This is a genomic window from Streptomyces sp. NPDC002537, from assembly GCF_053594975.1.
Genome location: NZ_JBSFWT010000005.1, coordinates 73,710 through 95,632, shown reverse-complemented (window position 1 = coordinate 95,632; position 21,923 = coordinate 73,710). Strand labels below are relative to the sequence as shown.

Annotated in this window: 14 protein-coding genes; 9 read left to right on the top strand and 5 right to left on the bottom strand. The window is 72.2% G+C overall.

Annotation, left to right across the window (positions count from 1 at the left end; genetic code table 11):
- Positions 1-25: 25 nt before the first annotated feature.
- The 7 genes from ACWD4A_RS03975 to ACWD4A_RS03945 all read left to right on the top strand — a co-directional run bounded on the left by ACWD4A_RS03975 (position 26) and on the right by ACWD4A_RS03945 (position 7,369).
- Positions 26-1,573: a DUF3492 domain-containing protein gene (locus ACWD4A_RS03975; RefSeq protein ID WP_451189165.1), complete on the top strand. Its 1,548-nt coding sequence runs from the start codon at positions 26-28 to the stop codon at positions 1,571-1,573.
- The gene (locus ACWD4A_RS03970) at positions 1,570-3,027 is read left to right on the top strand and encodes a hypothetical protein (RefSeq protein WP_451189162.1); all 1,458 of its coding nucleotides are present in this window, start codon (positions 1,570-1,572) and stop codon (positions 3,025-3,027) included. The genes ACWD4A_RS03975 and ACWD4A_RS03970 overlap by 4 nt, the downstream gene beginning before the upstream one ends.
- Positions 3,028-3,094: 67 nt before the next feature.
- On the top strand, positions 3,095-4,096 hold the full coding sequence (locus tag ACWD4A_RS03965; protein ID WP_451189158.1) for a GDP-mannose 4,6-dehydratase: 1,002 nt from the start codon (positions 3,095-3,097) through the stop codon (positions 4,094-4,096).
- Between the two features lie 53 nt (positions 4,097-4,149).
- The gene (locus tag ACWD4A_RS03960) at positions 4,150-4,863 is read left to right on the top strand and encodes a nucleotidyltransferase family protein (RefSeq protein ID WP_451189156.1); all 714 of its coding nucleotides are present in this window, start codon (positions 4,150-4,152) and stop codon (positions 4,861-4,863) included.
- Positions 4,864-4,872: 9 nt separating this feature from the next.
- Positions 4,873-5,775: an NAD-dependent epimerase/dehydratase family protein gene (locus ACWD4A_RS03955; RefSeq protein WP_451189153.1), complete on the top strand. Its 903-nt coding sequence runs from the start codon at positions 4,873-4,875 to the stop codon at positions 5,773-5,775.
- Positions 5,772-6,464 carry a spherulation-specific family 4 protein gene (locus tag ACWD4A_RS03950; RefSeq protein ID WP_451189150.1) on the top strand — a complete coding sequence of 231 codons (693 nt, stop codon included), beginning with the start codon at positions 5,772-5,774 and terminating at the stop codon, positions 6,462-6,464. Before ACWD4A_RS03955 ends, ACWD4A_RS03950 begins: the two co-directional genes overlap by 4 nt.
- Positions 6,461-7,369, top strand: coding sequence for an endo alpha-1,4 polygalactosaminidase (locus tag ACWD4A_RS03945; protein WP_451189148.1), 909 nt, complete (start codon positions 6,461-6,463; stop codon positions 7,367-7,369). Before ACWD4A_RS03950 ends, ACWD4A_RS03945 begins: the two co-directional genes overlap by 4 nt.
- Here the strand turns inward: ACWD4A_RS03945 and ACWD4A_RS03940 are convergent, their stop codons facing one another.
- Positions 7,370-7,759, bottom strand: coding sequence for a YchJ family protein (locus ACWD4A_RS03940; RefSeq protein ID WP_451189144.1), 390 nt, complete (start codon positions 7,757-7,759; stop codon positions 7,370-7,372).
- A gap of 445 nt (positions 7,760-8,204) precedes the next feature.
- Here ACWD4A_RS03940 and ACWD4A_RS03935 point away from each other — a divergent pair, with 445 nt between their 5' ends.
- Both ACWD4A_RS03935 and ACWD4A_RS03930 read left to right on the top strand, forming a co-directional pair.
- Entirely contained in the window at positions 8,205-8,933 is a 729-nt protein-coding gene (locus ACWD4A_RS03935) for a polysaccharide deacetylase family protein (RefSeq protein ID WP_451189141.1), read from the top strand.
- 128 nt (positions 8,934-9,061) lie between these two features.
- Entirely contained in the window at positions 9,062-9,619 is a 558-nt protein-coding gene (locus ACWD4A_RS03930; RefSeq protein ID WP_451189138.1) for a flavoprotein, read from the top strand.
- A gap of 137 nt (positions 9,620-9,756) precedes the next feature.
- On the opposite strand, the gene ACWD4A_RS03925 is transcribed toward ACWD4A_RS03930, so the two are convergent.
- The 4 genes from ACWD4A_RS03925 to ACWD4A_RS03910 are packed head-to-tail and all read right to left on the bottom strand — an operon-like array spanning position 9,757 to position 21,878.
- Entirely contained in the window at positions 9,757-11,049 is a 1,293-nt protein-coding gene (locus ACWD4A_RS03925; RefSeq protein WP_451189135.1) for a hypothetical protein, read from the bottom strand.
- 41 nt (positions 11,050-11,090) lie between these two features.
- Entirely contained in the window at positions 11,091-14,765 is a 3,675-nt protein-coding gene (locus ACWD4A_RS03920) for a hypothetical protein (protein ID WP_451189132.1), read from the bottom strand.
- Positions 14,758-17,115, bottom strand: coding sequence for a hypothetical protein (locus tag ACWD4A_RS03915; RefSeq protein WP_451189130.1), 2,358 nt, complete (start codon positions 17,113-17,115; stop codon positions 14,758-14,760). The genes ACWD4A_RS03920 and ACWD4A_RS03915 overlap by 8 nt, the downstream gene beginning before the upstream one ends.
- Positions 17,112-21,878, bottom strand: coding sequence for a DUF6603 domain-containing protein (locus tag ACWD4A_RS03910; RefSeq protein WP_451189127.1), 4,767 nt, complete (start codon positions 21,876-21,878; stop codon positions 17,112-17,114). The genes ACWD4A_RS03915 and ACWD4A_RS03910 overlap by 4 nt, the downstream gene beginning before the upstream one ends.
- Positions 21,879-21,923: the final 45 nt, after the last annotated feature.

Here is a 21,923-nt window from a genome sequence, read left to right as displayed (position 1 = left end):
CGTCACCTCTGGAGAACCGACTTCCATGCACGGACCGCTTGCCGAAAAGGCATCCGACACCCCCTCGGTGACCCTGCTCACCGAGGGGACCTACCCGCACAGCCACGGCGGTGTGAGCGTGTGGTGCGACCAGTTGGTCCAAGGCATGCCCGACGTGGACTTCCGGATCATCGCGGTCACGGGCACCGGCCGGGAGTCCCTCGCCTGGGAACTCCCGGCCCACGTCCGGGGCGTGGCCTCGCACCCGCTGTGGGGCCCGCCCCCGGCCGGCCGCGCCCCGCGCGGCCGGGCCCTGCGTGCCTTCCTCACCTGCTACGAGCAGTTCCTGCTGGCCCTTCTCGACCCCGCGCAGGAACACCACTTCCCCCGCACCTTCTACCGGCTCGCCGAACACGCCGCGGCGGGCATCCTCTCCCCGGCGCTGCGCGGCGAGGCCGCCGCCCGCGTCCTCGTCCGCGTGTGGAACCGGCCCGGCCTCGCCACCGCCGCCGCGCGCCCCACCCTCCACGACGCGCTGACCGCCACCGACCTGCTGGAACACGCGCTCCGCCCGCTCGCCGCCGAACCACCCGCCGAGGGCGTCACCCACGCCGTCAGCGGCGGCCTCGCCGCGCTGCCGGGACTCATCGCCCACCACCGCCACGACATCCCCTTCCTCCTCACCGAGCACGGCATCTATCTCCGCGAGCGCTATCTCGGCTACCGGGCGGGGCCCTACCGCTGGCCGGTCAAGGCGCTGATGCTCGGACTGTTCCGGCTGCTCGCCGTCGAGAGCTACCGGTGCGCCGCGCTCGTCACCCCGGGCAACCGCTACAACCGGCGCTGGGAGGAGCACGGCGGCACCCCGCCCGAGCGCATCCGCACCGTGTACAACGGCGTCGACCCGGCCGCGTTCCCGCCCGCCGGGCCGGAGCCGGGGACCCCGACGCTCAGCTGGGCCGGGCGCGTCGACCCGATCAAGGGCCTGGAGACCCTGATCCGGGCCTTCGCCCTGGTGCGCGAGGAGATACCCGACGCCCGGCTGCGGCTCTTCGGCGGCACCCCGCGCGGCGGCGAGGCGTACCGCACCTCCTGCGAGGAACTCGCGGCCGAACTCGGCGTCGGCGACGCGGTCGTGTTCGAGGGCCGCGTCGACGACATCCGCGACGCCTACGCGGCGGGCAACATCGTGATGCTCTCCAGCATCAGCGAAGGCTTCCCCTTCACCCTCATCGAGGCCATGTCCTGCGGCCGCGCCACGGTCTCCACCGATGTGGGCGGCGTGTGCGAGGCGGTCGGCGACACCGGGCTCGTCGTCCCGCCCCGCGACCCCGGGAGCATGGCGAAGGCCGCCCTGAAGCTGCTGCGCGACGAAGGACTGCGCGCCCGCATGGGCGAGGCCGCCCGGCTCCGCGTCATCGAACAGTTCACCCTCCGCCAGACGATCAGCGCCTTCCGCGACATCTACCGCGACCTCGCCGGACTCGGACAGCACCCCGCCGGACGGCCCTGGCGCCGCGAGCCGGAACCCGCGTCCGGATCCGCGTCCGGATCCGCTCCCGTCCTGGCCATGGCTGCGGGTGACGCCGGATGAGCGGCTTACTGCGCCTCGTGCCCGACGAACCCGAGCCCACCCACGACCTCGCGGCCGGAACCGGCCCCGTGCGCTCCCGGCCCCGGCCGCGGTGGGCCGCCGACCCGATCGACGAACTCGCCGAGGAACTCGCCGACGTGTGCGCCGTCGCCGTGCACCCCGACGAGATCGCCGCCGTCCTGGAGGCCGACGGACTCACCGGGGAACAGATCACCGAACGCTACGGCCGGGCCGACGCCTTCGAACTCGCCGCGGAGCTCTTCGCCCGCGTGCCCCGCAGCCACCCCGAGCCCGGACCCCGCCCCGACCCCTGGCAGGTCCACCCCGCCCAATTCCTGCTCAGAGCCCTGGTGTTCACCCTGCCGGGCTTCGGCTACGCGCTCGCCGCGCCGCTGATGACCGGCGCCCGCGACGGCTACGGCCTGCCCGTCGGCACCACCGGCCTCGTCGCCTCGGCACTCGTGGCCTGGGCCTGGAACCAGGGCTTCGCCCACCGCGCCTACCTCCGCCTCGCCACCGGCCGCGCCGCCGCCGGACGCTGCCTCCGACGGGGAGCGCCCCTCGGCGCCCTGCTCGCCACCGCGGCCACCCTCGCGGCCCCCCGGACGACGGGAGTCACCTCCTTCGCCGCGGGCCAGGCCGTGTATCTCGCGGCGGCCACCGTCCTCCTCGTCCTCGGACGGGAGAAACTCCTGCTGCTCACCCTGCTGCCCACCGCCGCCGGGGGAACCCTGACCCTCGCCGTGCCGCTGCCACCCGCCGTACGGATCGCCCTGCTGCTCGCCACCGTCACCGCCGTCACCGGCGCGGCGGCGTACGAGATCCTCCGCACCCGGAAGCCCGGCACCCCGGATGCCCCACCGCCCCCGCTGTCCCCGCTCGCCTCACTGCCGTACGGGCTGTTCGGCCTCGGCTGCGGCGTGCTGACCACGATCGCCGCGCTCGGCGACGTCCTGCGCCACAGCCCCGGGGCCCGCACGGCGGGAGCCGCCGTCATCGCGCTCACCCTCAGCATGGGAGCCGCCGAATGGCTGCTCTACCGCTGCCGGAGCATGGCCCTCGCCGCGCTCGTCCGCGCCACGACCACAAGGGGACTGCTGCTCGCCGGGGGCCGCGTGCTCGCCCTCTGCGCGGCCGCCTACCTCGCGTCCCTCGCCGCCCTCGCCCTGGCCGCGGACGCCCTCTGGCCCGACGGCCCGCCGGTCACCGCCGTACGCCTGGCCGGGCTGCTCGCCCTCGGCACCGTGCTGTGGGCCGGACTGCTGCTCCAGGCGTTCGGTGTCGCCTGGGCGCCGGCCGCCCTGTGCCTGGCCGCGGCCGGCGGCGAGGCGGCCGCGCTCGCCCTGCGGACCGGGGCCCCCGCCACGGTCCAACTCGCCATCTGTACAGGTGCGGCGGCCACCCTGCTGGCCGTCGCCACCCACCGGCTCGGACGGCTCACCACGCACCGCTGACCCGCTCGTCCGTCCTGTCCCACCCGCTCCAGTCACTGCGCACGGCCTGTCACAAGGGAGACCCTTCATGCCCGCACCCGCACTCGTCGCCGTCACCGGCGCGGAAGGCTTCATCGGCTCGCACCTCGTCGAGGCGCTCGTCGCCTCCGGCCACCGGGTCCGCGCCATGGTGCAGTACAACTCCTTCTCCTCCTACGGATGGCTGGAGACCCTGCCCGAGGACGTCATGGACCACGTCGACGTGGTCCTCGGCGACGTCCGCGACCCCGGCTCCGTCACCGGGCTCGTCACCGGCACCGAGGCCGTCTACCACCTGGCCGCGCTCATCGCGATCCCGTACTCCTACCGCGCCCCGCACAGCTATGTGGAGACCAACGTCACCGGCGCCCTCAACGTCCTCGAAGCCGTACGCCACTTGGGCATCCCGCGCCTCGTCCACACCTCCACCAGCGAGACCTACGGCACCGCGCGGACCGTGCCCATCAGCGAGGACCACCCCATCAACACCCAGTCCCCGTACGCCGCGTCGAAGGCGGGCGGCGACCGCCTCGCCGACAGCTACCACGCCAGCTTCGGCGTCCCCGTCGTCACCCTGCGGCCCTTCAACACCTTCGGCCCCCGCCAGTCCATGCGGGCCGTCATCCCCACCGTCATCGGCCAGGTCGCCGCGGGGCAGCGCGTCATCACCCTCGGCGACCTGCGTCCCACCCGGGACTTCAGCTACGTCGAGGACACCGTCGCCGCCTTCCTCGCCGTGGGCACCGCCCCCGCCGAGGAGGTCGTCGGACGCACCTTCAACTCCGGCACCGGCGAGGAGATCTCCGTCGGCGACCTGGTCACGCTCATCGGCAAGCTCATGGACACCGACCTGGACGTGCGCTCCGACCAGGAGCGCATCCGGCCCGAGAACTCGGAGGTGATGCGGCTCGTCTGCGACGCGACCCGACTGCGCGCCGCCACCGGCTGGGCCCCCGCCCACACCCTGGAGCAGGGCCTCGCCCGCACCGTCGACTTCTTCCGCGACCCACGGAACCTCGCCCGCTACAAGGCCGGCATCTACAACGTCTGACGCGGCGGCACCTCCGCCCACCGCCAGTCACCCACGCAGAGAGGACGGCACCCATGCACGCAGTCATACTCGCCGGAGGCAAGGGCGTCCGGCTGCGCCCGTACACCACGGCGCTCCCCAAGCCCCTCGTGCCCATCGGCGAGGAGCACGCGATCCTGGAGATCGTGATGCGCCAGCTCGCCGGAGCGGGCTTCACCAGCTGCACCCTGGCCATCGGCCACCTCGGGCACATCATCCGCGCCTACGTCGGCGACGGCTCCCAGTGGGGCATGAAGGTCGACTACACGACCGAGGAGAGCCCGCTCGGCACCATGGGCCCCCTCCTCACCATGCTCGACCGGCTGCCCGAGCACTTCCTCGCCATGAACGGCGACATCCTCACCGACCTCGACTTCGGTGACGTCCACCGCACCCATGTGAGGTCCGGGGCGCCGCTCACCATCGCCACCTACGCCCGTCAGGTGAACATCGACTTCGGGGTGCTCACCACCGACGCCGGGCGCGTCGTCGGCTTCGCCGAGAAGCCGAGCATGGACTACCGGGTCTCCATGGGCGTCTACGGCGTCTCCCGCGCCGCCCTCGCCCGCTACACCCCCGGACTCCCGCTCGGATTCGACGAGTTGGTCCTGGACATGCTGGAGGCGGAGACGCCGCCGCACGCCTACGACTTCGACGGCTACTGGCTCGACATCGGCCGTCCCGACGACTACGACCGGGCCAACCGCGAGTTCTCGGGCCACCGCGATCTGCTGATCAAGGGAGCGTGACCGGCCCGCATGCGCATTCTCGTCCTGGGCGCCACCGGCTTCCTGGGCCGGCACGTCGCCGAGAGCCTGCGCGCCCTCCCGGGCGCGCAGGTCCTCGACGCCGGCCGCCACCCCGGCGCCGGACTGCCCGTCGATCTGGCCGACGCGGACCCCGTCCGCCTGGCCGGCACACTGCGGACCGCCGCACCCGACGCCGTCGTCAACTGCGCGGGCGCGGTGGGCGGCAGCGCCCTCGCCCTCACCGCGACCAACGCCCGCGGCCCCGCCGTCCTGTGCGAGGCGCTTCGCGCGGCCGTGCCCCGGGCCCGGCTCGTCCACCTCGGCTCCGCCGCCGAGTACGGCGCCACCGACGGCCGCTCACCGCTCACCGAATCCGGTACCACCCGTCCCGCCGGCCTCTACGGAGCCACCAAGCTCGCGGGCACCCTCGCGGTGACCGGCTCCGGCCTCGACGCCGTCGTGCTGCGGGTGTTCAACCCCGTGGGCCCCGGCGCCCCGCCCGGTTCCCTGCCCGGCCGCCTCGCCGCCGAGCTGCGCCGCGCCGGCGCCGACGGCCACGTCCGGGTCGGCGACCTCTCCACGTACCGCGACTTCGTCGACGCCCGCGACGTGGCGGCGGCCGTCGCCCAGGCCGTCACCGCGCCCGGACCCGTGCCGCCCGTCGTCAACATCGGCAGCGGTACGGCCCGGACCGCCCGGCACCTCGCCGAGGAACTGATCAGGGCCGCGGGCTTCCGCGGCAGGCTCGACGAGGACGGCGACGGCTCGCACCGCTCCGCCGCCGTGCCCTGGCAGCAGGCCGACATCACGCTCGCCACCCGCACCCTGCACTGGCTGCCCCGCCGTACCCTCACCGAGTCCCTCACCGACCTGTGGCACGGAACCGAACCGACGCCGGAGTCCGCCCGATGAACCGCACGCCCCCGGAACGACGGCGCCTGCTCGTCCCGTTCTACGTCCACCCGGCCACCGACCCGGACGCCTGGACCGCGCTGGAGGCGGCCGCGCCCGGACTCCGCGCGGTGGTCCTCAACATCGCGGACGGGCCCGGCGGCAGGCCCGACCCCGCCTTCGGGGCGGCCGCCGGGCGGCTGCGCGCCGCGGGTGTGCCGCTGCTCGGCTACGTCGACACCGGCTACGGCCACCGCCCGCCCCGCGAGGTCGTCGGCGACATCCGCAGGCACCGCAGGTGGTACGGGGTCGACGGCGTCTTCCTCGACCAGGCCGCCGACCGGCCCGAACTGCTGCCCCGGTACCGTCGCCTGGTGCTGATCGCCAAGGCCCTGGGCGCACGGACGGCCGTGCTCAACCCGGGCACCCACCCCGACCCCGGCTACGCCCGTCTCGCCGACGTGCTCGTCACCTTCGAGGGCGACTGGGAGGCGTACCGGCGCGCCGAAGTCCCGGCCTGGACCGCCGACCACCCACCGGAGCGCTTCTGCCACCTCGTGCACGGGGTGCCCCCCGAGCACGCGCGCCAGGTGGCGCGCACCGCCGAACGGCGGGGTGCCGCCGTGCACTGCGCCGTACCGGGCGGGGGCCCCAACCCCTGGCGGACCGTGCCCGGCGCGGTGGCCGCGACCGCGGGGGAGGGCCGATGACGCGCCGCCGGTGGGCCGCGCCGGCCGCCCTGTCGCTGCTCGTCCTCGCGGGCTGCTCGTCGTCCGGCTCGGACGGGCCGGACGGACCGGACGAGGGCGCCGGCCCGACGGCCGGTGCCACGTCCCCGTCGTCCGGCTCGTCATCGGGCTCGTCGTCGGGCTCGTCGTCGGGTCCGTCATCCGGTGCCGACTCCACGAAGTCGGGCCGCTGGCAGCCCCGGCCCGGCACCCGCTGGCAGTGGCAGCTCGACGGGAAGGTCGACACCGGCGTGGACGTGCCGGTCTACGACATCGACGGGTTCGAGAACTCCGCCGCCGTCGTCGACCGGCTGCACGCCCGCGGCCGGAAGGTGATCTGCTACATCAACGCCGGTGCCTGGGAGGACTTCCGGCCCGACAAGGCCGCGTTCCCCAAGACGCTGCTCGGCGCGGACAACAAGGGCTGGCACGGCGAGAAATGGCTGGACATCCGCCGCCTCGACGCCCTCCGGCCGCTCATGGCCGCCCGCATCGACATGTGCAAGCAGAAGGGCTTCGACGCCGTCGAGCCCGACCTGACCGAGGGCTACCGCAACCGCACCGGCTTCCCGCTGAAGGCCGCCGACCAGCTCGCCTTCAACCGGATGCTCGCCAAGCTCGCCCACGACCGCGGCCTGGCCGTCGGCCTGAAGAACGACCTCGAACAGATCCCCCAGCTCGTGTCCGAGTTCGACTTCGCGGTCAACGAGCAGTGCGCCCAGTACGAGGAGTGCGACAGCCTGACCCCGTTCGTGAAGAACGGCAAGGCGGTCTTCCATGTCGAGTACGAGCTGAAAACGGGGGACTTCTGCGACACCACCAAGCGCCTCGGCCTCAGCTCCATGCAGAAGCGGCTCGCCCTCGACGCCTGGCGCGCACCCTGCTGATCAGTCCACGGCGTCCAGGTAGACCCACTGCCCGTCCACGCGGACGAACCGGCTGTTCTCGTGCTGGTCGCCCGCGTGGCCCCGGACCGTGTAGTGGGCCCGGAACTCGACCGTGCCCTCGGAGTGGAACGGCGTGCCGTCCGTCGTACCGAGGATCTCCAGCCGGGTCCACCGCTGCTCCGGGTCGAAGTCGAGGCTCTCCGGCCTGGTCGCCGGGTGCCACGACCGCAGCAGATAGGCGGCGTCGCGGACGGCGAACGCGCTGAAGCGGGAGCGCATCAGCTTCTCCGCCGTCGCGGCCGTCCGCGCGCCCCGGTGGATGGCGCCGCAGCAGTCGTCGTAGGACGCGCCGAGCCCACAGGGGCAGGGCTGTGTGTGAAGAGTGGACATCCCACGATTGTCCATGGTCGGCGGGTGTGCCCCGGTCAGGTGCCCGCCCGGCGTCCCGCCCGCGCCGCCGGGCGACACGGCCGGCACTGGCGCAGTGCAGCAGCCACCGGTCCGGGTTGAAGCACAACTCGTACGGCTGTGACGGGACTTCGGGCACCTCTCTGACTCACGCCGGACGGCAGGGCACGGGAGGAACCCGTTTCGGTGAAGTTCATGACCCGCATCCTGCGCACCCGTGCGGCCCCACTCCAGTGCGTTCCGATCAAGGACTTCGTGCGCGGGGCGCAATGATCCAGGTGGGGCGGGCGGCGGTGCCGGACCGGCGTGACCCGGGTCACGCCCGGACGGGGTGGGGGTGTTCGGCCGAACGCGTCCGCACTGCTGGCGAGGGGGCCGGGGCGGGCGGATGATCGGACCCCACAGTGCTCGGAGGAGGAGTCGTCGCATGACCGGCAATCAGAAAAGTGTTCGGTTCTCGTGGGCCGCGGCCCTGGCCGCCCTGGCGCTGGCCCTCGCCCCGGCCACCGCCACCGCGACCGGCCCCCGCCAGGCGGCCGCGTACGACCAGCAGCGCTGCGGCAACACCTCCGGCAGGGTGCTGCTGACCTTCGACGACTGGAACTACGACGACCCGAACCACATCGTGGAGGCCGGGAAGTACCTCCAGGGCCGGGGCATCCGCGCCGCGTTCTTCCTCATCAACGAGTACGCGTCCCGGTCCCCTTCCGTGGTCGAGACCCTGCGCAAGCAGGGCCACTACGTCGGCAACCACACCTGGTCCCACCCGCACCTGACGCAACTCTCCGAGCAGGACGCGCGCACCGAGATCCGCAACGGCGTGCCCAGTACCCTGCTGCGCCCGCCCTACGGCGACTTCGGCCCCCGCGAGACCCGCCTCGCCGCCGACCTCGGCTACCGCATCTGCACCTGGACCATCGACACCCTCGACTGGGACGGCCCCGGCGGGAGTTCCCGCAGCGTGCCCCAGATCCGCGCGGCCGTCCGCGACGCGCCTGCGGCGGACAAGCGCGGCGGGGTAATCCTGGGCCACCTGTTCACCCGCTTCCCGGAGGCGGTGCCGGGAATCATCGGCGACCTCCGGGACGAGGGCTATGCGTTCTGCCGGAATACGGGGGCTACTTCGCGGAATGTTCCGGTGCCGCTGAAGTGCTGAGCGGGATCGAATCCGCGATCCGGGTTGCCCGTTCATGCTGGGGAGCTGGTCGCCGACACGGTCGCCCGCGACCGTCGTCGTACCCTGCCTGAACTGCATTACTTCAGCCGACAGCTGGGAGTCCCCGCGTGAGCGATCAGCCTGACCAGCAGACCAAGAAGCCGTTCCTGTACGTCGTCGTGTGCGCGGCCGGAATCGCCGGCGACGTCGGCAAGCTGATCACGGCTGCCCAGGAGGCGAACTGGGAGGTCGGCGTCGTCGCCACTCCACAGGGCCTCGGCTTCATGGACGCGACCGCTGTCGAGGCCCGGACCGGCTACCCCATCCGTTCGGCTTGGCGCTCACCCGGAGACCCTCGCCCGCTGCCGCCTGCCGACGCCATCGTGGTCGCCCCGGCCACGTTCAACACGATCAATAAGTGGGCGGCCGGGATCTCCGACACCCTGGCCCTGGGCATCCTGTGCGAGGCATACGGCTTCGGCATCCCCACGGCGGTCCTGCCGTATCTGAATTCGGCCCAGGCCGCCCATCCCGCGTACCGGCTGAGTCTGGACCGGCTGCGCGAGATGGGCGTCCTGATCGGTTCGTACGAGCCTCACCGGCCGAAGACCGGAGGCGGAGCCGACTGCTTCCGCTGGGAGGAGGCCTTGGAGCTGATCGCCCCCAGGCTGTCCGCCGGGGCGTGATCCGCGCCGGCGGCGAACTCTGGGACGAGGGCTATGCGTTCTGCCGGAATGCGGGGGCTATTTCGCGGAATGCTCCGGTGCCGCTGAGGTGTTGAGCGATCCTGCTCCCGCTCGGAGCGGCCGCTCGGCAGGCATAACTAATCGCGTGCCACCTTCCAGCTGTCCCCACCCACGCGGTTACCCGGCTTCCACCTGAACACGTAGCCGCGGTCGTCGTCGTAATTGTAGGCAGGTGCGTAGAGCCATCCGGACTTCTGGTTGTTCTGAAGTCCGATGCTGTCGCCGTCACGAATAACTGAATTGTCGCCCACCTTGAGGGTGTCGCCCGTGACCTTCAAGCCGTTCAGGCCATCCGTTGTGAACTTGGACTGCCCGTTCCACGAGACGTCGATGTCCTTGGTCGCCTTGAGGAGCCCGCCGACGGTGAGCGCGCTCTCTGCTGTGAGTGTCTCGTGCACTGTGAGCCCTCGAAGCTCGGTGGAGCCCTTGCTCACCGTGAGCGATCCATCCGTGATGACCGCGCTCTTCGCGCTGAGCTTCCCGTCCACGGTGAGCGAACCGACCTCGGCGGAGCCGGTGACGGTGGCGCCGCCGTCCACCGTGACCGACCCGAGTTCGGCGGAGCCGGTGACCGTCGCATCGCCGTTCACCGTCAACCCGGTGAGCTGCGGGTTCTTCACCGTGACCGTCGTCGTCAGGACGTGGGTGGCTCCGTCGGGGGTCGTGTACGACAGGTGGAACGTCGTGTCCCGGAGCACCTTCCCCTTCCACTCGAAGCTGGTGATGTTCTCCTCCGCCTGCCCGGAATCCGGCGTGGCGCCCGAGCCGTGCACGACGCTGTACGCGAGGGTCTTCGGGCCGCGCCAGGTGAGCCGGACGGCATCGCCCGACGCGGCGTCGTACTGCTCGGCGTGGAAGTCGGTGACGGCCTGGACCGGGATTTCCGGGGCCGGGAACTTGGTGATCGGGAGGGTGGTGAATCCCGGGCTGGTCGGCCACTGGCCGGTGTCCGTCGTCGCGGTCTCGCGGATTTCTATCCGGGCCGTGCCGGGGTTCTTGCTGATGTGCAGGTTCTTCAGCGTGATGGTGATGCCGGAGACGTCCACGGCCGCGTCGGCCTTGGTCGGCTTGGCCACGAAGTTGGCGTAGTCGCCTTCCGGCAGTGCGATGTCGGCGCCCTGCTGGAGCGGCTCCACCGTCCAGCCCGGGGCGCTTCCGTCGCCCTTGTCCGAGTCGACCAGGCTCTGCGCGAGACCGCCTTCCGGCAGGGAGAACACGATCTCCCGGCAATAGACGGTCTTTCCGCCGCCGTTGGAGACCACGATGTGCAGGGTTGTGGTGGTGCCGTCGTCGGTCGACGCGTACAGCGGGAACGGCTCGCTGATGACGGCGTAGTCCAGCAGGCATTGGCCGATGGCCGGCTCGTTCACGGAAGGCGATCCTTTCGGGGTCGGGTGCGGGGGCCGCGGGGTCACTTGGTGTTGAAGCCGCCGGACAGGCGGAGGAAGCCGGTGCGGACGACCGGGCCGTCCTCGTCCAGCCGGGCCGTCTGGTCGATCTGCACGATCGGCTCATGCGCCCACGTGGGCGCGGGGTCGGTTCCGGCGGGCGCGTCGGGCACGACCAGTTCCGCCCAGTCCCACGTGCCCTGCGGGGAGGTGGGGTGCGGCAGGGCGAGGGCGTTGACGAAGGCCGTCGGATCGTCCCCCTGGCCGGGGCCGGGGCCGACGTCCTTGGCCGGGACCTTCCTGGTCGTGGTCAGTACGGGGCTGAGCCGCAGTGCCACCTGCATCGCGGCCATCGCCGTCCGCGTGAAGCGGGTCGGCAGCCGGAGGTCGGTGACCGGGAGCAGGTCCGTGGTGGCGTGGACGGCGGCCTGGGGGTCCAGCAGCAGTGTGATGTGCGTCTGCTGGGTGGAATCCGCGTGCAGGGCCGGCCAGTTGGCGTCGCCGATCTTCGTCACATAGCTGGATGCGTCCGGCGCGGTCACCGCGTAGAACTTCGTGTAGCCGGCCTCTTCGGAGAAGTAGCCGATCAGCCCGTCGCCCTTGTGTCCGGCGTTGCCGAGCCGGATGGCCCACTTGTAGTCGAGGTGGGCCATCTCCGGGGGAGCGGGCCGTACGGCCGCGCGCTGCTTCCAGTCGGTCAGGGCCTTCCAGTCCAGCGCGTACTCCCAGCCCGGGTCGGTGACCGGCGGGCCGTCCAGTTCGAACTCCAGCCGGGCGCGGACCAGGGCGAGGGGGCGCCCGAGGAGCGCGCCCAGCACCTCGTCGCCGTACGGGCTGCCCGGGTCGATGCCCGCGAGGGCCTGGTCGACGGTGGACAGCAGGTCGGCGAAGGCGTCCGGGCCCTTGGCGGCCAGCTCCCGCGCGAACGCGTACAACTGGGGCCGTGTGTCGCGGAGGTCGTCGATCGTGCGGATCTGCGAGTCCGGGAGCGGACCCCAGCCGATCACGGTCGTCACGTCGTCGCCCGACCCGGAGCCGGATCCGGAGCCGGACCCCGACCCGGATCCGCCCGCCCGGAGTTCGAGCCGCAGTTCGCCGAGCGGCGCCCCGGTCGGGGCGTAGCAGAGCAGGGAGCGGTCGACGTAGTTGGGGATGACCCACGCGCACACGGGCGTGGTGTTCGCGGTGAGGTCGACGAGGTGGCTGTCGTCGTGCTCGTCGACGAAGTCGAACCGCAGCCGTGCGGGCTGCAGCAGCCGCGGCGGCAGTTGGACGAAGCGCTCCGCCGGGCCGTGGTCATCGGCGTACCTGCCGTTGGTGTGCAGGCTGTCCGCGACCTTCGGGATCAGATAGTCCGCGTCGCCGGGGAGCAGGACGTCCAGGGTCTGGCCGAACTCGTCGACGACGCTCAGCCTGCTCAGGGCGAACTGCCCGGCCCGGATCTGGGTGAACCCGGAATCCTGCCAGCCCTGGAACGGCTCCGGCAGCGGTCCCGCGTCGGGCAGGTGGCTGAAGGCGTCGCCGATGAGGTCGCCGATCGCCCCGGGCGGGCGGAGGTTCGGCGCCGGGTCCCGGAGGGCGAACTTGTCGGTGAGCCCGTCCAGGCTCTGGGACAGCAGGTCCAGGTCCTTGATCTGGTCCGCGGCCGCGCCGAACGCCCCGGCCGCCTCGGGGTGGTCGGCGGCGTGCCGTTCGAGCGCGCCGCCCAGGGTGTGCTGCGGCAGCGGTACGAGGAACCGGCGCCCGGTCGCCTCGACCTGGGAGGTGGCGGACCCGTTCACCCATGTGTAGTGGGTGCCGTCGAACTTCCAGTTCGCGTGGGGGACGTTCCAGTGCTCGATCCGCCACTGGAACAGCAGCGGCTTCCACGGCTGCCGCCACGGCCCCGGGCCCGCGTCCGGGTGGTCGAGGACGTACAGGAGCTCGCCCAGCAGCGCCGGGACGATCGGCGGCAGCCCGCCCGCCTTCAAGGAGGCGAAGGCGTCCGGGAACCGACCGCCCGGCGTGACGCCGCCGAGGATCTCCGAAGGCCGTCGGCAGACGAGTGCCCCGTCGCCCTTCAGCGGGGTGTGCGCGGCGTGGCTCTTCGCCCCGGCCAGCACCACCGTCGGATCGGTCACCTGGTAGAACGGCGGCAGCGTCTCCCGGCGGACCTCGTAGGTGTCGGGCAGCGGGTGCGCCTTCCGGTACGCGGCGATGGAGCGGTCCAGCTCCGGCCCGTCCGCGCCGTACGGGATCTTCGCCCGAAGGCCGTCGAGATCGCCCAGCCGCTTCTTCACCTCGGCGGCGAGACCCGCCGGGTTCGACGGGTCGATCTCGGCACGGAGCCGCTCACGGGTGTACTGCGGCGGGATGAGGGGCAGGCCGTGCATCCACCACAGCGTGTACAACCGCTTCTGGAGCGCGGTGAGTTCACGTGCGGCCTTGTCGTACGCGTCCTGGTCGTTGTTGAGCCGTGCCAGCCACTCCTCGTGCTCGGGGGCCGTGCCGGACCAGGTGACCGATGCGGGATCGCCCGAGGTGTTGCCCTTGTCGGAGGTGTCGGCGAGCCGCCACACATAGCCGCCGGGGAGCTGCTGGAACCAGCCCTTGTGCAGGGCCTGGGCGGTGGCGACGGGGCCGTCGGGCCCGTCGAAGGTGTCCAGCAGACCGCTCGCCAGCACATGCAGATGCACGGGGTCGGCATCGCCGATGCCGTTGCCGGAGCCGGCGGGCAGGGCCGCGAGGGCCTTGGCGATCAGCGCGGCGTGCGCCTCGTCCGCGCTGCTGCCGACCGCGACCTTGTCCTTGACCTGATCCTTCTCCGGACGGTCCGAGTCCGGGACGGCACCGGTGTTCCACCGCACCTGGACGGCCCGGCCGCAGTAGGCCGTACTGTCCGGCCGCCAGCCCTCCAGCGGGCCGTCGACCGTCCACCCGAGCCCGGCCAGCACGGTGTCCACCGCCGCGCCCGGGGCGTCCAGCCGACGGCGCAGCTCCTCCTGCTCCGGGTCCGAATACCAGCCCACGACCTGGTAGTCGAGGGACGTGCCGTCGGGGACGCCGGTCAGCGGGTCGTGCAGTGAGAAGACGTTCTCGTGGTACGGCTGGTAGACGTGGAAGGTCATCAGGCCGGGGCCGATCGCCGTGAGGAACAGGTCCTTGCGGGACTCGTCGGCCGGCTCGTTCCACGCGGCTCCGTCGCCGCCGATGCCCAGCGCCCTGCCGATCTTCGTCGTCACGATCGTCGAGCGGTACGGGGTCACCGTCGGGTCCTGGACACCCGGCTTGACGGGGTGCATGAAGCGCGACGTGCCGTCCTCGGGATCCAGGAAGTCGCTCTCCACCACCCAGCCGGTGGTCAGATCCGGGTTGCCCCGCACGTGCCGGACGACGAGCCAGCGGTTGGGCACGAGCGGGAACTCCGTACGCCCGCCGACCTCACGGGCACCGCCCTGGCGCAGCGCGTCGGGCAGCTCCCAGCGCACGTACACACCGTCGTACTGCTTGTATTTGTCGTCGCTCTCGCCGGTTTCGGTGGCCTTCCACTTCTCCTCATTGGCGAAGGGGTCCGGCTCGGGGGTGCGGTTGTGGCGCAGCAGGTTGAAGTTGGGCTGCCAGCGCCGGAAGCCCTGGCCGTCCCGCTGGCGCACGCTCTGGTTGACCACCAGGGCGTCCACGGTCACCGGGACGATGAGCGTCTCGTCGCGGTCAGCCATTGGGGTGGTCTCCTGTCGTGATGAGGGTGTGCTGTACGGGTTCGGTGGTGAAGGTGCGGCGCTGCGCGGCGTTGATCATCTGGATGGCGAACTCGCTGGGCGTCAGCGGCCGGTCCAGGCCCAGCGCGCCCTTCAGCCCGTCGGCGAGGCGCGTGACGCTCAGGACGGTGTCGGGGTTGCCCGCCCCGGGGGCCCGCAGGAAGGAACGGAGGCCCGGCGTGCCCGGGAACGACTTGTCGGGGATCTCCTTCCCGATGTCCGGGCCCGTGAGCTCCCGCAGCCGGATGATGCCGTCGTCCAGTGGGTCGTCGCTGCGGCCGTCGTCCGGCTCGTCGATGCCGAAGTGGACGCCCTGCTGCGGCTCGGCGATCTCGACCCGGCCCGGCACACCCTCGACGAGGACGAGCAGGACGTCTTCGGCGAGCGCTTCGCGCCGCAGGACCCGCAGTGCCTTCTCGCCGTCGGTGGCCTTGGCCCGCGGGTACGGACGGACCTCCAGCGCGGGCCAGCCGCTGACGAGTCGGGAGCGCAGCAGCACACCGGTGACCGGCGCGGCGGGCGCGGGCAGCGGGGCCTGGCCGTGGGGGCCGAACATCAACTCGTCCGAGGTGAGGTCGAAGGAGTGGGCCAGCCCGACGCTGAGCGCGCCTTCGAGCAGGGTGGTGGTCCAGCCGGTGTCCACGTGGAAGAAGCGCACGCTCTCCGACGGCAGCATCCGGGTGTCGGGGACGAGATGCGCGAACGGCACGCCCGCCAGGTTCCGGAGCCCGATCAGCCGGTCCCGGACGAGGGCGAGGTCCTCGTCGTCCGCGGGGACGAGCGGTTCGTCGTCCTGGACCAGCCGGGCGCGCAGCTCCGCATCCGTGCGCAGGTGCTGGACATTGAGCCCTGCGGTGGGCGGCAGTTCGGTCGCGGCCGGTACCGGGGTGACACCCGGCGGCCGTACGGCCACTGCCTCCGCGACCGGCCGGGGGCGGGCCGGCGCGGCCAGGAGTTCGCCGAGGTGGCCCGCGAGCCCGTTCGTCACGAGGTGCTCGATCCGGGCCCGCGCCGCACCGTTCCGCAGGGAGCGCAGGGCCTTCTCGTCCGTCGCCCGCTGCACCTTGCCGCGCAGCCGGAGCAGCGCCGCGCAGAACTGGCGGTCGGCCAGGGCCACACCCCGGCCCGCGGTGAAGGCGGTCGCGAGGCTGACGTCGAAGACGCCGTACCGCTCCAGGTGGATCAGCGCCTCCGCCGCGCAGCGGCGGCGTTCGCGCGGGGTCTGCTCCTCGGCCGGTTCGGGGATGAACGGGCCCCGGTACCAGCCGAAGGTGGCGCGCCCGGACTCCGTCCGGCACGAGATCGGCAGATAGCCCCTGCGGAGCCGGTCGGCGACGTCCTGCTGCTCCCGCCCCGTCAACGGCTGGTCGCCCAGCGGCACGCGCAGCAGCAGCGCCGATCCCTTGTCGCCCTCCGTGTCGACGAAGTGCTCGGTGAGGGCGGCGAAGCCGGGCGCGTGGTCGGGGATCGTCTCGAACGACCACGACCACAGCGATATCAGCCGCAGCTTCTCGTCGGGGCCGTCGTACGTCTCTTTCTTCCCGTCGGGCAGATACGACTGCCAGCCCTCCAGGGAGACGAGGTGCGCGACATACCGGCCGCCGGCCGCGCGGGGCAGCCGGTTGCCGACGACGACCGCGTAGTCGCCGACCTGGATCAGGTCGTCGGCGAGCGTCAGGCCCTGGTGCTGTTCGTCGATCCGGCGGACGTGGGTCAGCAACGGCAGTTCGCTCGTGGCGGGGGCGACGGAGTGGAAGACGGCCCCGGGCACGAGGACGGTGCGGCAGACCTGCTTGTCGTCCTCGTCGGTGATCGGATCGGCGGCCTGGTCGAAGGCGGGCAGGACGACGCCCTGCTCCGTGCCGTGGAGGTCGGCCACCGTCTTCGCCTCGGTCTGCCCGAGGCAGTGCGGATCGGTGTCGGGCAACTCGCCCTCGCCGAAGACGAGTACGGCCAGCCACGGCAGCCGTGCGCCGTTCGCGTCCTTCGCCTCCTCACGCTCCCACGGCAGCGTGGGCCGGTTGAGGGTGAGGTGCGGTAGCACGTCGTCGTAGAGACCGGTGGCGCCCGGCGTCGGGTACGCGCCGTGGATCCACTCCGGCTCCACGGCGAAGCGCGGCGCGCGGACCTCCACCTGCTGGGTGACCGGGGTGTCCAGGTAGCCGTCCCCGTCGACCCGGTCCTCGCCCCGGGTGAGGGACTGGTGCGCGGTGAGCGTGTACCGCCCCGCGGTGATCCGCGGCACCAGCGAGTCGACGAACTGCACGTTCAGCGACGGGTCGGGGTCCGGGGCGTATTCGGGGTGGCTCATGCCGCACCGCCTTCGGTGATTCGTGTGTCGCGGGGAGCTGCCGGGGCTGCGGGGGCCGGCGGCGGTACGGTGACGGCGAGCGCCACCGGGTCGTCGGTCAGCGGTACGGTGACGGGCAGCAGGACCGGCGGCATGGACGCGACGTCCACGACCCGGACCTCCCGGGCCTTCGACCGGACGACGTACAGACGGTCACCGGCGGACGAGACCGCGAGCGCGATCGGCTGCGGGCCGACCCACACCGGCTCGTCCACTTCCTGCGGCACCGTGCCGGAGGTGTCGAACACCGACACCGTGCCGGTCGTCGCGTTCGCCACGTACAGGCGCCTGCCGTCCGGGGAGGCGACCAGGGCACTCGGGCCGGTGCCCGTGCGCAGGGTGGCGGCCACGGTCCGGGCGGAGACGTCGATGACGGTGACCGTGGACCTGCCCGCGTTGAGGGCGTACAGCCAGCGGCCGTCGGGGTCCACGGCCAGGCGGGTGGGGGAGGGGCCGGCGGGGAGGTCGTCCAGTTCGGTGGGCCACTTGCCGCCGGTGACGTCGACCCGGGTGACGACGTCCTTGTCGGTCTTGGCGAGGTAGACGATCTGCTGCTTCTCGTCCCATCGGGCGGCAGGCACGGCGTCGCCGGGCTGCGCCTGTACGGGGTAGTCGAGGGCCTTCTTCGGCGGGTCGGCGCTCAGGCCGAGTATCTGCATCTGGTTCGGCTGCGCGCAGGAGGCGAAGGCCCACCTGCTGTCGGGCGACACCGCGAGACCCTGGGGCCCCAGATCCATCCAGATCCTCTGGGGGACGACGGAGTGCGCCGCTCCCGGCGGGTTGGCGGAGATGTCGAGAACGTCGATGCCCTGCGCGGCGTCGATGGCGACCAGTCGGTGCCCGTCGGGGCCGACGGCGAGGCGGGTCGGGCTCTGCGTGGCCAGTGCCGACGGCTCGTACGCGGTCAGGCTCTGCGCGTCGACCGGCGTCACCGTGTTCCCCGCGCCCAGCACGTACAGCCGCTCGCTGGCCGTCAGCGGGCCCGGGTCCGTGTCCGTGGGCCGCGCCGTGACGTCGCCCGCCACCAGCGCGTCGTCGGCCGTCAGCCGCTCGTTGGTGCCGGGGCTCACGCCCAGGTAGTCCATCGCCGCGAAGAGGCGGTCGCGGGACTGGTCGGCCAAGGCCCCGGTCATGCCGCCCGTGATGGCGCCCACGTCCGCGCGGACGTCCGCGCGGACGTCCCGCGCCGGCGCGGCCCCGGCCTCGGCTTCGGCGAGCAGCTCCACGGCGATGGGCCGCGCGGTTCCGGCCTGTACGGTCTCGGCCCGTACAGTCTCGGCCCGTACGGTCTCTGTCCGCGCGGTGACGGCCGTTGCGGTGGCCGGCTGCCGCAGCGGCAGTGTCCCGTCCGGCCTGCGGTCGTCGTGCGCGATCGTCCCGGCCTTGATCGGACCCGGCGTGCCGCCCTGCGTGGGCAGCGGCAGCCGCAGATCGACGCCCATGAGCTGGTCGTTCACCCGTTGCGCGCTGCCGGGGTTCAGCTTCTTGTCGAACTTGCTCCACAGCGCGGCGGGCAGGCTCGCCAGGTTCCGCGCCGAGCCGCCCGCATACCAGGCACTCAGGTCCTGTGCCGCCCCGCCCTTCTTGGCGAGCGTCACCGTGAGGACCGAGTCCAGGTCCTTGCCGTCGTCGTGCAGGGGACGGATCTCGACCTTCTGCCCGTCGACCTTGTGGTTCTTGTCGTCGCCGAGGAACAGCGTGGTGACCGGGACAGCGGTGCGGACGGCGAAGGAGAAGGCGCCGGGGCCGACGACCCACAGCTCGTTCCCCTGCTCGTCCTTGGCCCGCACCGGCGTCAGCCCGTCCATGGGAGCGAGCCGGACGGCGTTCTCCTTCGCGGGCAGTTGCTTGACCACGTCCGACCACGTGGCCGCCGGGACATCGCGGGCATCGCGGTCCCCGAAGCCGATGGTGAACGAGACGAACCACAGGTGGACGGTGACCTCACCGGCCGTCGGCGGTCCCCACAGCCGCAGTGACGCGCCGACCTCGACCCGGATCGTCTCGCGGACCAGCCACAGGTCGAGCACGAAGCTCACCCCGATGCTGATGTCCACATCGGCCTCGAAATGGAACGGTGCCCACTCGATCAGCATGTTGGCGTGCGCGGTCAGCCAGGCGTGCAGATCGCCGGAGCGGAAGTTCACGTCCAGCGCGCCACCGGCCATGATCGCGCCGGGGGTGAGCGCGAAGTACGAGCCGCCGCTGATGGTCAGCTCCGAGGTGACCGGCCAGTTGAAGCCCAGCCTCGGCACCCGCGGATAGTGCGCGGGAACGTCGAACTCGGGGTGATAGCCGCCCAGCGTCAGGACGAAGTCACCGGCGTGCGCGTCGTCGAACCACGTGTACAGCGCGAACCCGCCGGTCAGCACGCACGCCTCGTCGAGGAGGAACGAGCCGGGCGCGAGCTGAGCGGTCAGCTTCAGGATCTGCTCGCTGGCCCGGTACTTGGCGGACAGCCCCAGCCGCACCCGCGCGTACGGCGTCCCTTCCTTGGGGAACTGTGCCGTCGCCGTGCCCAGCACCGCGACGGCGAAGTCGTCGCCGACCTCCAGCACCAGCAGCGCCTGGCCGTCGAGGAACTCGAAGATGTTGAAGGCCAGCCCCGCCGCGAACCACAACTGCCCGGCCCTCGGCCGCACCCACGCGTCGTCGGTTCCCATCAGCGTGCTCAGGACGGCCAGCGGGTCGGCGTCCGGGCCGGTGGAGGACATGTCCTTGAGGAACGGGAAGTCCAGCACCTGGTCGCCCTCGGGCAGCCGCAGGTCGGTGTTGAGTCCGAAACCGGCCATGATGCCGGTGATCTCGACGGGCGGCGGCCCGCCGAACTGGCCGCTCACCTTGCCGAACAGGAACAGCGACGGCTGGTCGGGGTGTGCCGTGGTCTGCGCGTACGCGCCCAGTGCCGTCAGCCCGAACTCCTCGGCGGAGACCGCCAGTACGCCTTCGACCAGCGTCCTGTACGTGTCGTCGGGGGGCCGGTTCACCAGCGCGCCCTTGATCGTCAGCGGCGGCCGCGCATAACCGACGCTCAGCCCGTCCAGCCGGAACCGCGGGGGCACCGGGTCGGACAGCTTGATGCCCATGCCCAGCCCGTCGACGCCGACGGTGAGTCCGGCCATGCCCAAGGAGGCGTCGAACAGCACCCACACGGTGCCGTCGGCGAAGCCCGCGCCGACCCGGCGCAGACTCAGCGGACCGACGGAACGCTGGACGCCGATCCAGGCGACGAGGGGGAGGCCGCTGCCGCCGGTTCCCTCGGTGACGGGGGCGGCGGGGGTGACGGGCTCGCCGTCCTGCATGATCACCTGAGTGCGGGGAGCGGGTGCCGGGGCCTTGCCGCCGGCGTCGTGGGAGCCGTCGGTCCTGCTCTCGCGGCCCGCGCCCCGGACGGCGAGGGAGGTCGGCTCGGACCGGCCCGGCAGCTTCAGGTCCACCGTGAAGGCCAGGCCCTTGGCCAGCCCGTCGGCGGGCAGCAGGGGCAGGGCGGGGTCGGCGGCGGTCAGCGCCTTGTCGAGTTCGGAGATCCGGTCGGCGGGCAGGTCCTCCGAGGCGATCAGCACGCCCAGACCGCACACGCCGACGTCCTCGGCGTCGGATATCTGCCCCTGCAACAGCGGCACTTGCGACAGCCTGGCGTCCAGCGCCACACCGACGCGCACGGCCCACGCGCGGGTGCCGCCGCGCGGCTGGTCCGACACGACGACCAGCGAGCCGCCGCTCTTCTCCTTGGCGACGAACACGATGGACCGGCGGTCGGCCGCGTACCCGACCGTCAGCCCGGTGACCGTCCCCAGCTTGGCCAGTACCTCGGCGGCGGACGCGTCCGTCACGCCCAGCAGCCCGGCGACATCCGCGAGGGACACGCCCTTGGAGTCCTCGCAGCTCGCCGTGAAGTTCGCATGCTGGGCGTCGTGGACGGCGAAGGTCAACGTGCGGACGTCGCCGCCCTGTTCGGGTATGTCCAGACGCAGACGGCCCTCGTAGTCCCCGTCGTACCCCTGGCCGTCGGACCGCTTGTTCAGCGTCACCTCGACGTCGAGGTCGGCGGTGATGTCGCCCAGCGGGAAGCGGGCGTCGACCTCGACCCGGAATCCGCCGCCCTGGCCGTACGCCAGCATGAGGCGCTCCAGGGCGATGTCCTTCAGGACGGGCGGCGGGGCGGCACCGAACAGCTCGAAGAGCGCCTCGGCGACGTGCCACTCCTGCCCGGCCGCGGGCTCCACGGTGAACTCGAAGTTCTTCTGGCCCGCTTCGAAGTCGAGCGCGCAGGTGATGAGGACCGATTCCCCGCCCTGGGCGGGGAGTTCCGCCTGGGCGGAGAGCGTGCGGACGGCGGCGCCGTCCAGCATGCGGATCTCGTAGACCAGCAGGAGATCCTGCAGTCCGATGCCGCCGAGGACCGACAGCACCGGCTGCTTCTTCAGCGACAAACCGATCCGGACGCCGATGATTTCGGCGTCGTCGGCCGTGGAATCGTCTTCCGCGAAGAACCACAGGGAGACGTTCGGTGTCTCCGTGGCGATGATTCCGGTGACGCACAGCTTGTTCCGGTCCGGGACCAGCGTGGAGAGGCTCGCCCCCATGGTGAACCAGTCCGCGAGGGCGTTGACGTTCACCGCGTTCTTGAGGTCCCCCAGCTCGTCCGGGAGTCCATCGGGGAGCGGCAGCTCCTTTTCGTTGCGAAGGCTTTCGAGCCATTCCTTCAGTTTGCCGACGGTCATTGCCACAACGCATTCCCTCCCGACCGATTTGGCCGCGCTGGGCAC

What these genes read in the sequence shown, in the direction of transcription:
- ACWD4A_RS03915 (WP_451189130.1), bottom strand. Translation starts at nt 17,115, where the DNA reads ATGAGCCACCCCGAATACGCCCCGGACCCCGACCCGTCGCTGAACGTG.
- ACWD4A_RS03955 (WP_451189153.1), top strand. Translation starts at nt 4,873, where the DNA reads ATGCGCATTCTCGTCCTGGGCGCCACCGGCTTCCTGGGCCGGCACGTC.
- ACWD4A_RS03975 (WP_451189165.1), top strand. Translation starts at nt 26, where the DNA reads ATGCACGGACCGCTTGCCGAAAAGGCATCCGACACCCCCTCGGTGACC.
- ACWD4A_RS03950 (WP_451189150.1), top strand. Translation starts at nt 5,772, where the DNA reads ATGAACCGCACGCCCCCGGAACGACGGCGCCTGCTCGTCCCGTTCTAC.
- ACWD4A_RS03945 (WP_451189148.1), top strand. Translation starts at nt 6,461, where the DNA reads ATGACGCGCCGCCGGTGGGCCGCGCCGGCCGCCCTGTCGCTGCTCGTC.
- ACWD4A_RS03965 (WP_451189158.1), top strand. Translation starts at nt 3,095, where the DNA reads ATGCCCGCACCCGCACTCGTCGCCGTCACCGGCGCGGAAGGCTTCATC.
- ACWD4A_RS03920 (WP_451189132.1), bottom strand. Translation starts at nt 14,765, where the DNA reads ATGGCTGACCGCGACGAGACGCTCATCGTCCCGGTGACCGTGGACGCC.
- ACWD4A_RS03970 (WP_451189162.1), top strand. Translation starts at nt 1,570, where the DNA reads ATGAGCGGCTTACTGCGCCTCGTGCCCGACGAACCCGAGCCCACCCAC.
- ACWD4A_RS03940 (WP_451189144.1), bottom strand. Translation starts at nt 7,759, where the DNA reads ATGTCCACTCTTCACACACAGCCCTGCCCCTGTGGGCTCGGCGCGTCC.
- ACWD4A_RS03960 (WP_451189156.1), top strand. Translation starts at nt 4,150, where the DNA reads ATGCACGCAGTCATACTCGCCGGAGGCAAGGGCGTCCGGCTGCGCCCG.
- ACWD4A_RS03910 (WP_451189127.1), bottom strand. Translation starts at nt 21,878, where the DNA reads ATGACCGTCGGCAAACTGAAGGAATGGCTCGAAAGCCTTCGCAACGAA.
- ACWD4A_RS03935 (WP_451189141.1), top strand. Translation starts at nt 8,205, where the DNA reads ATGACCGGCAATCAGAAAAGTGTTCGGTTCTCGTGGGCCGCGGCCCTG.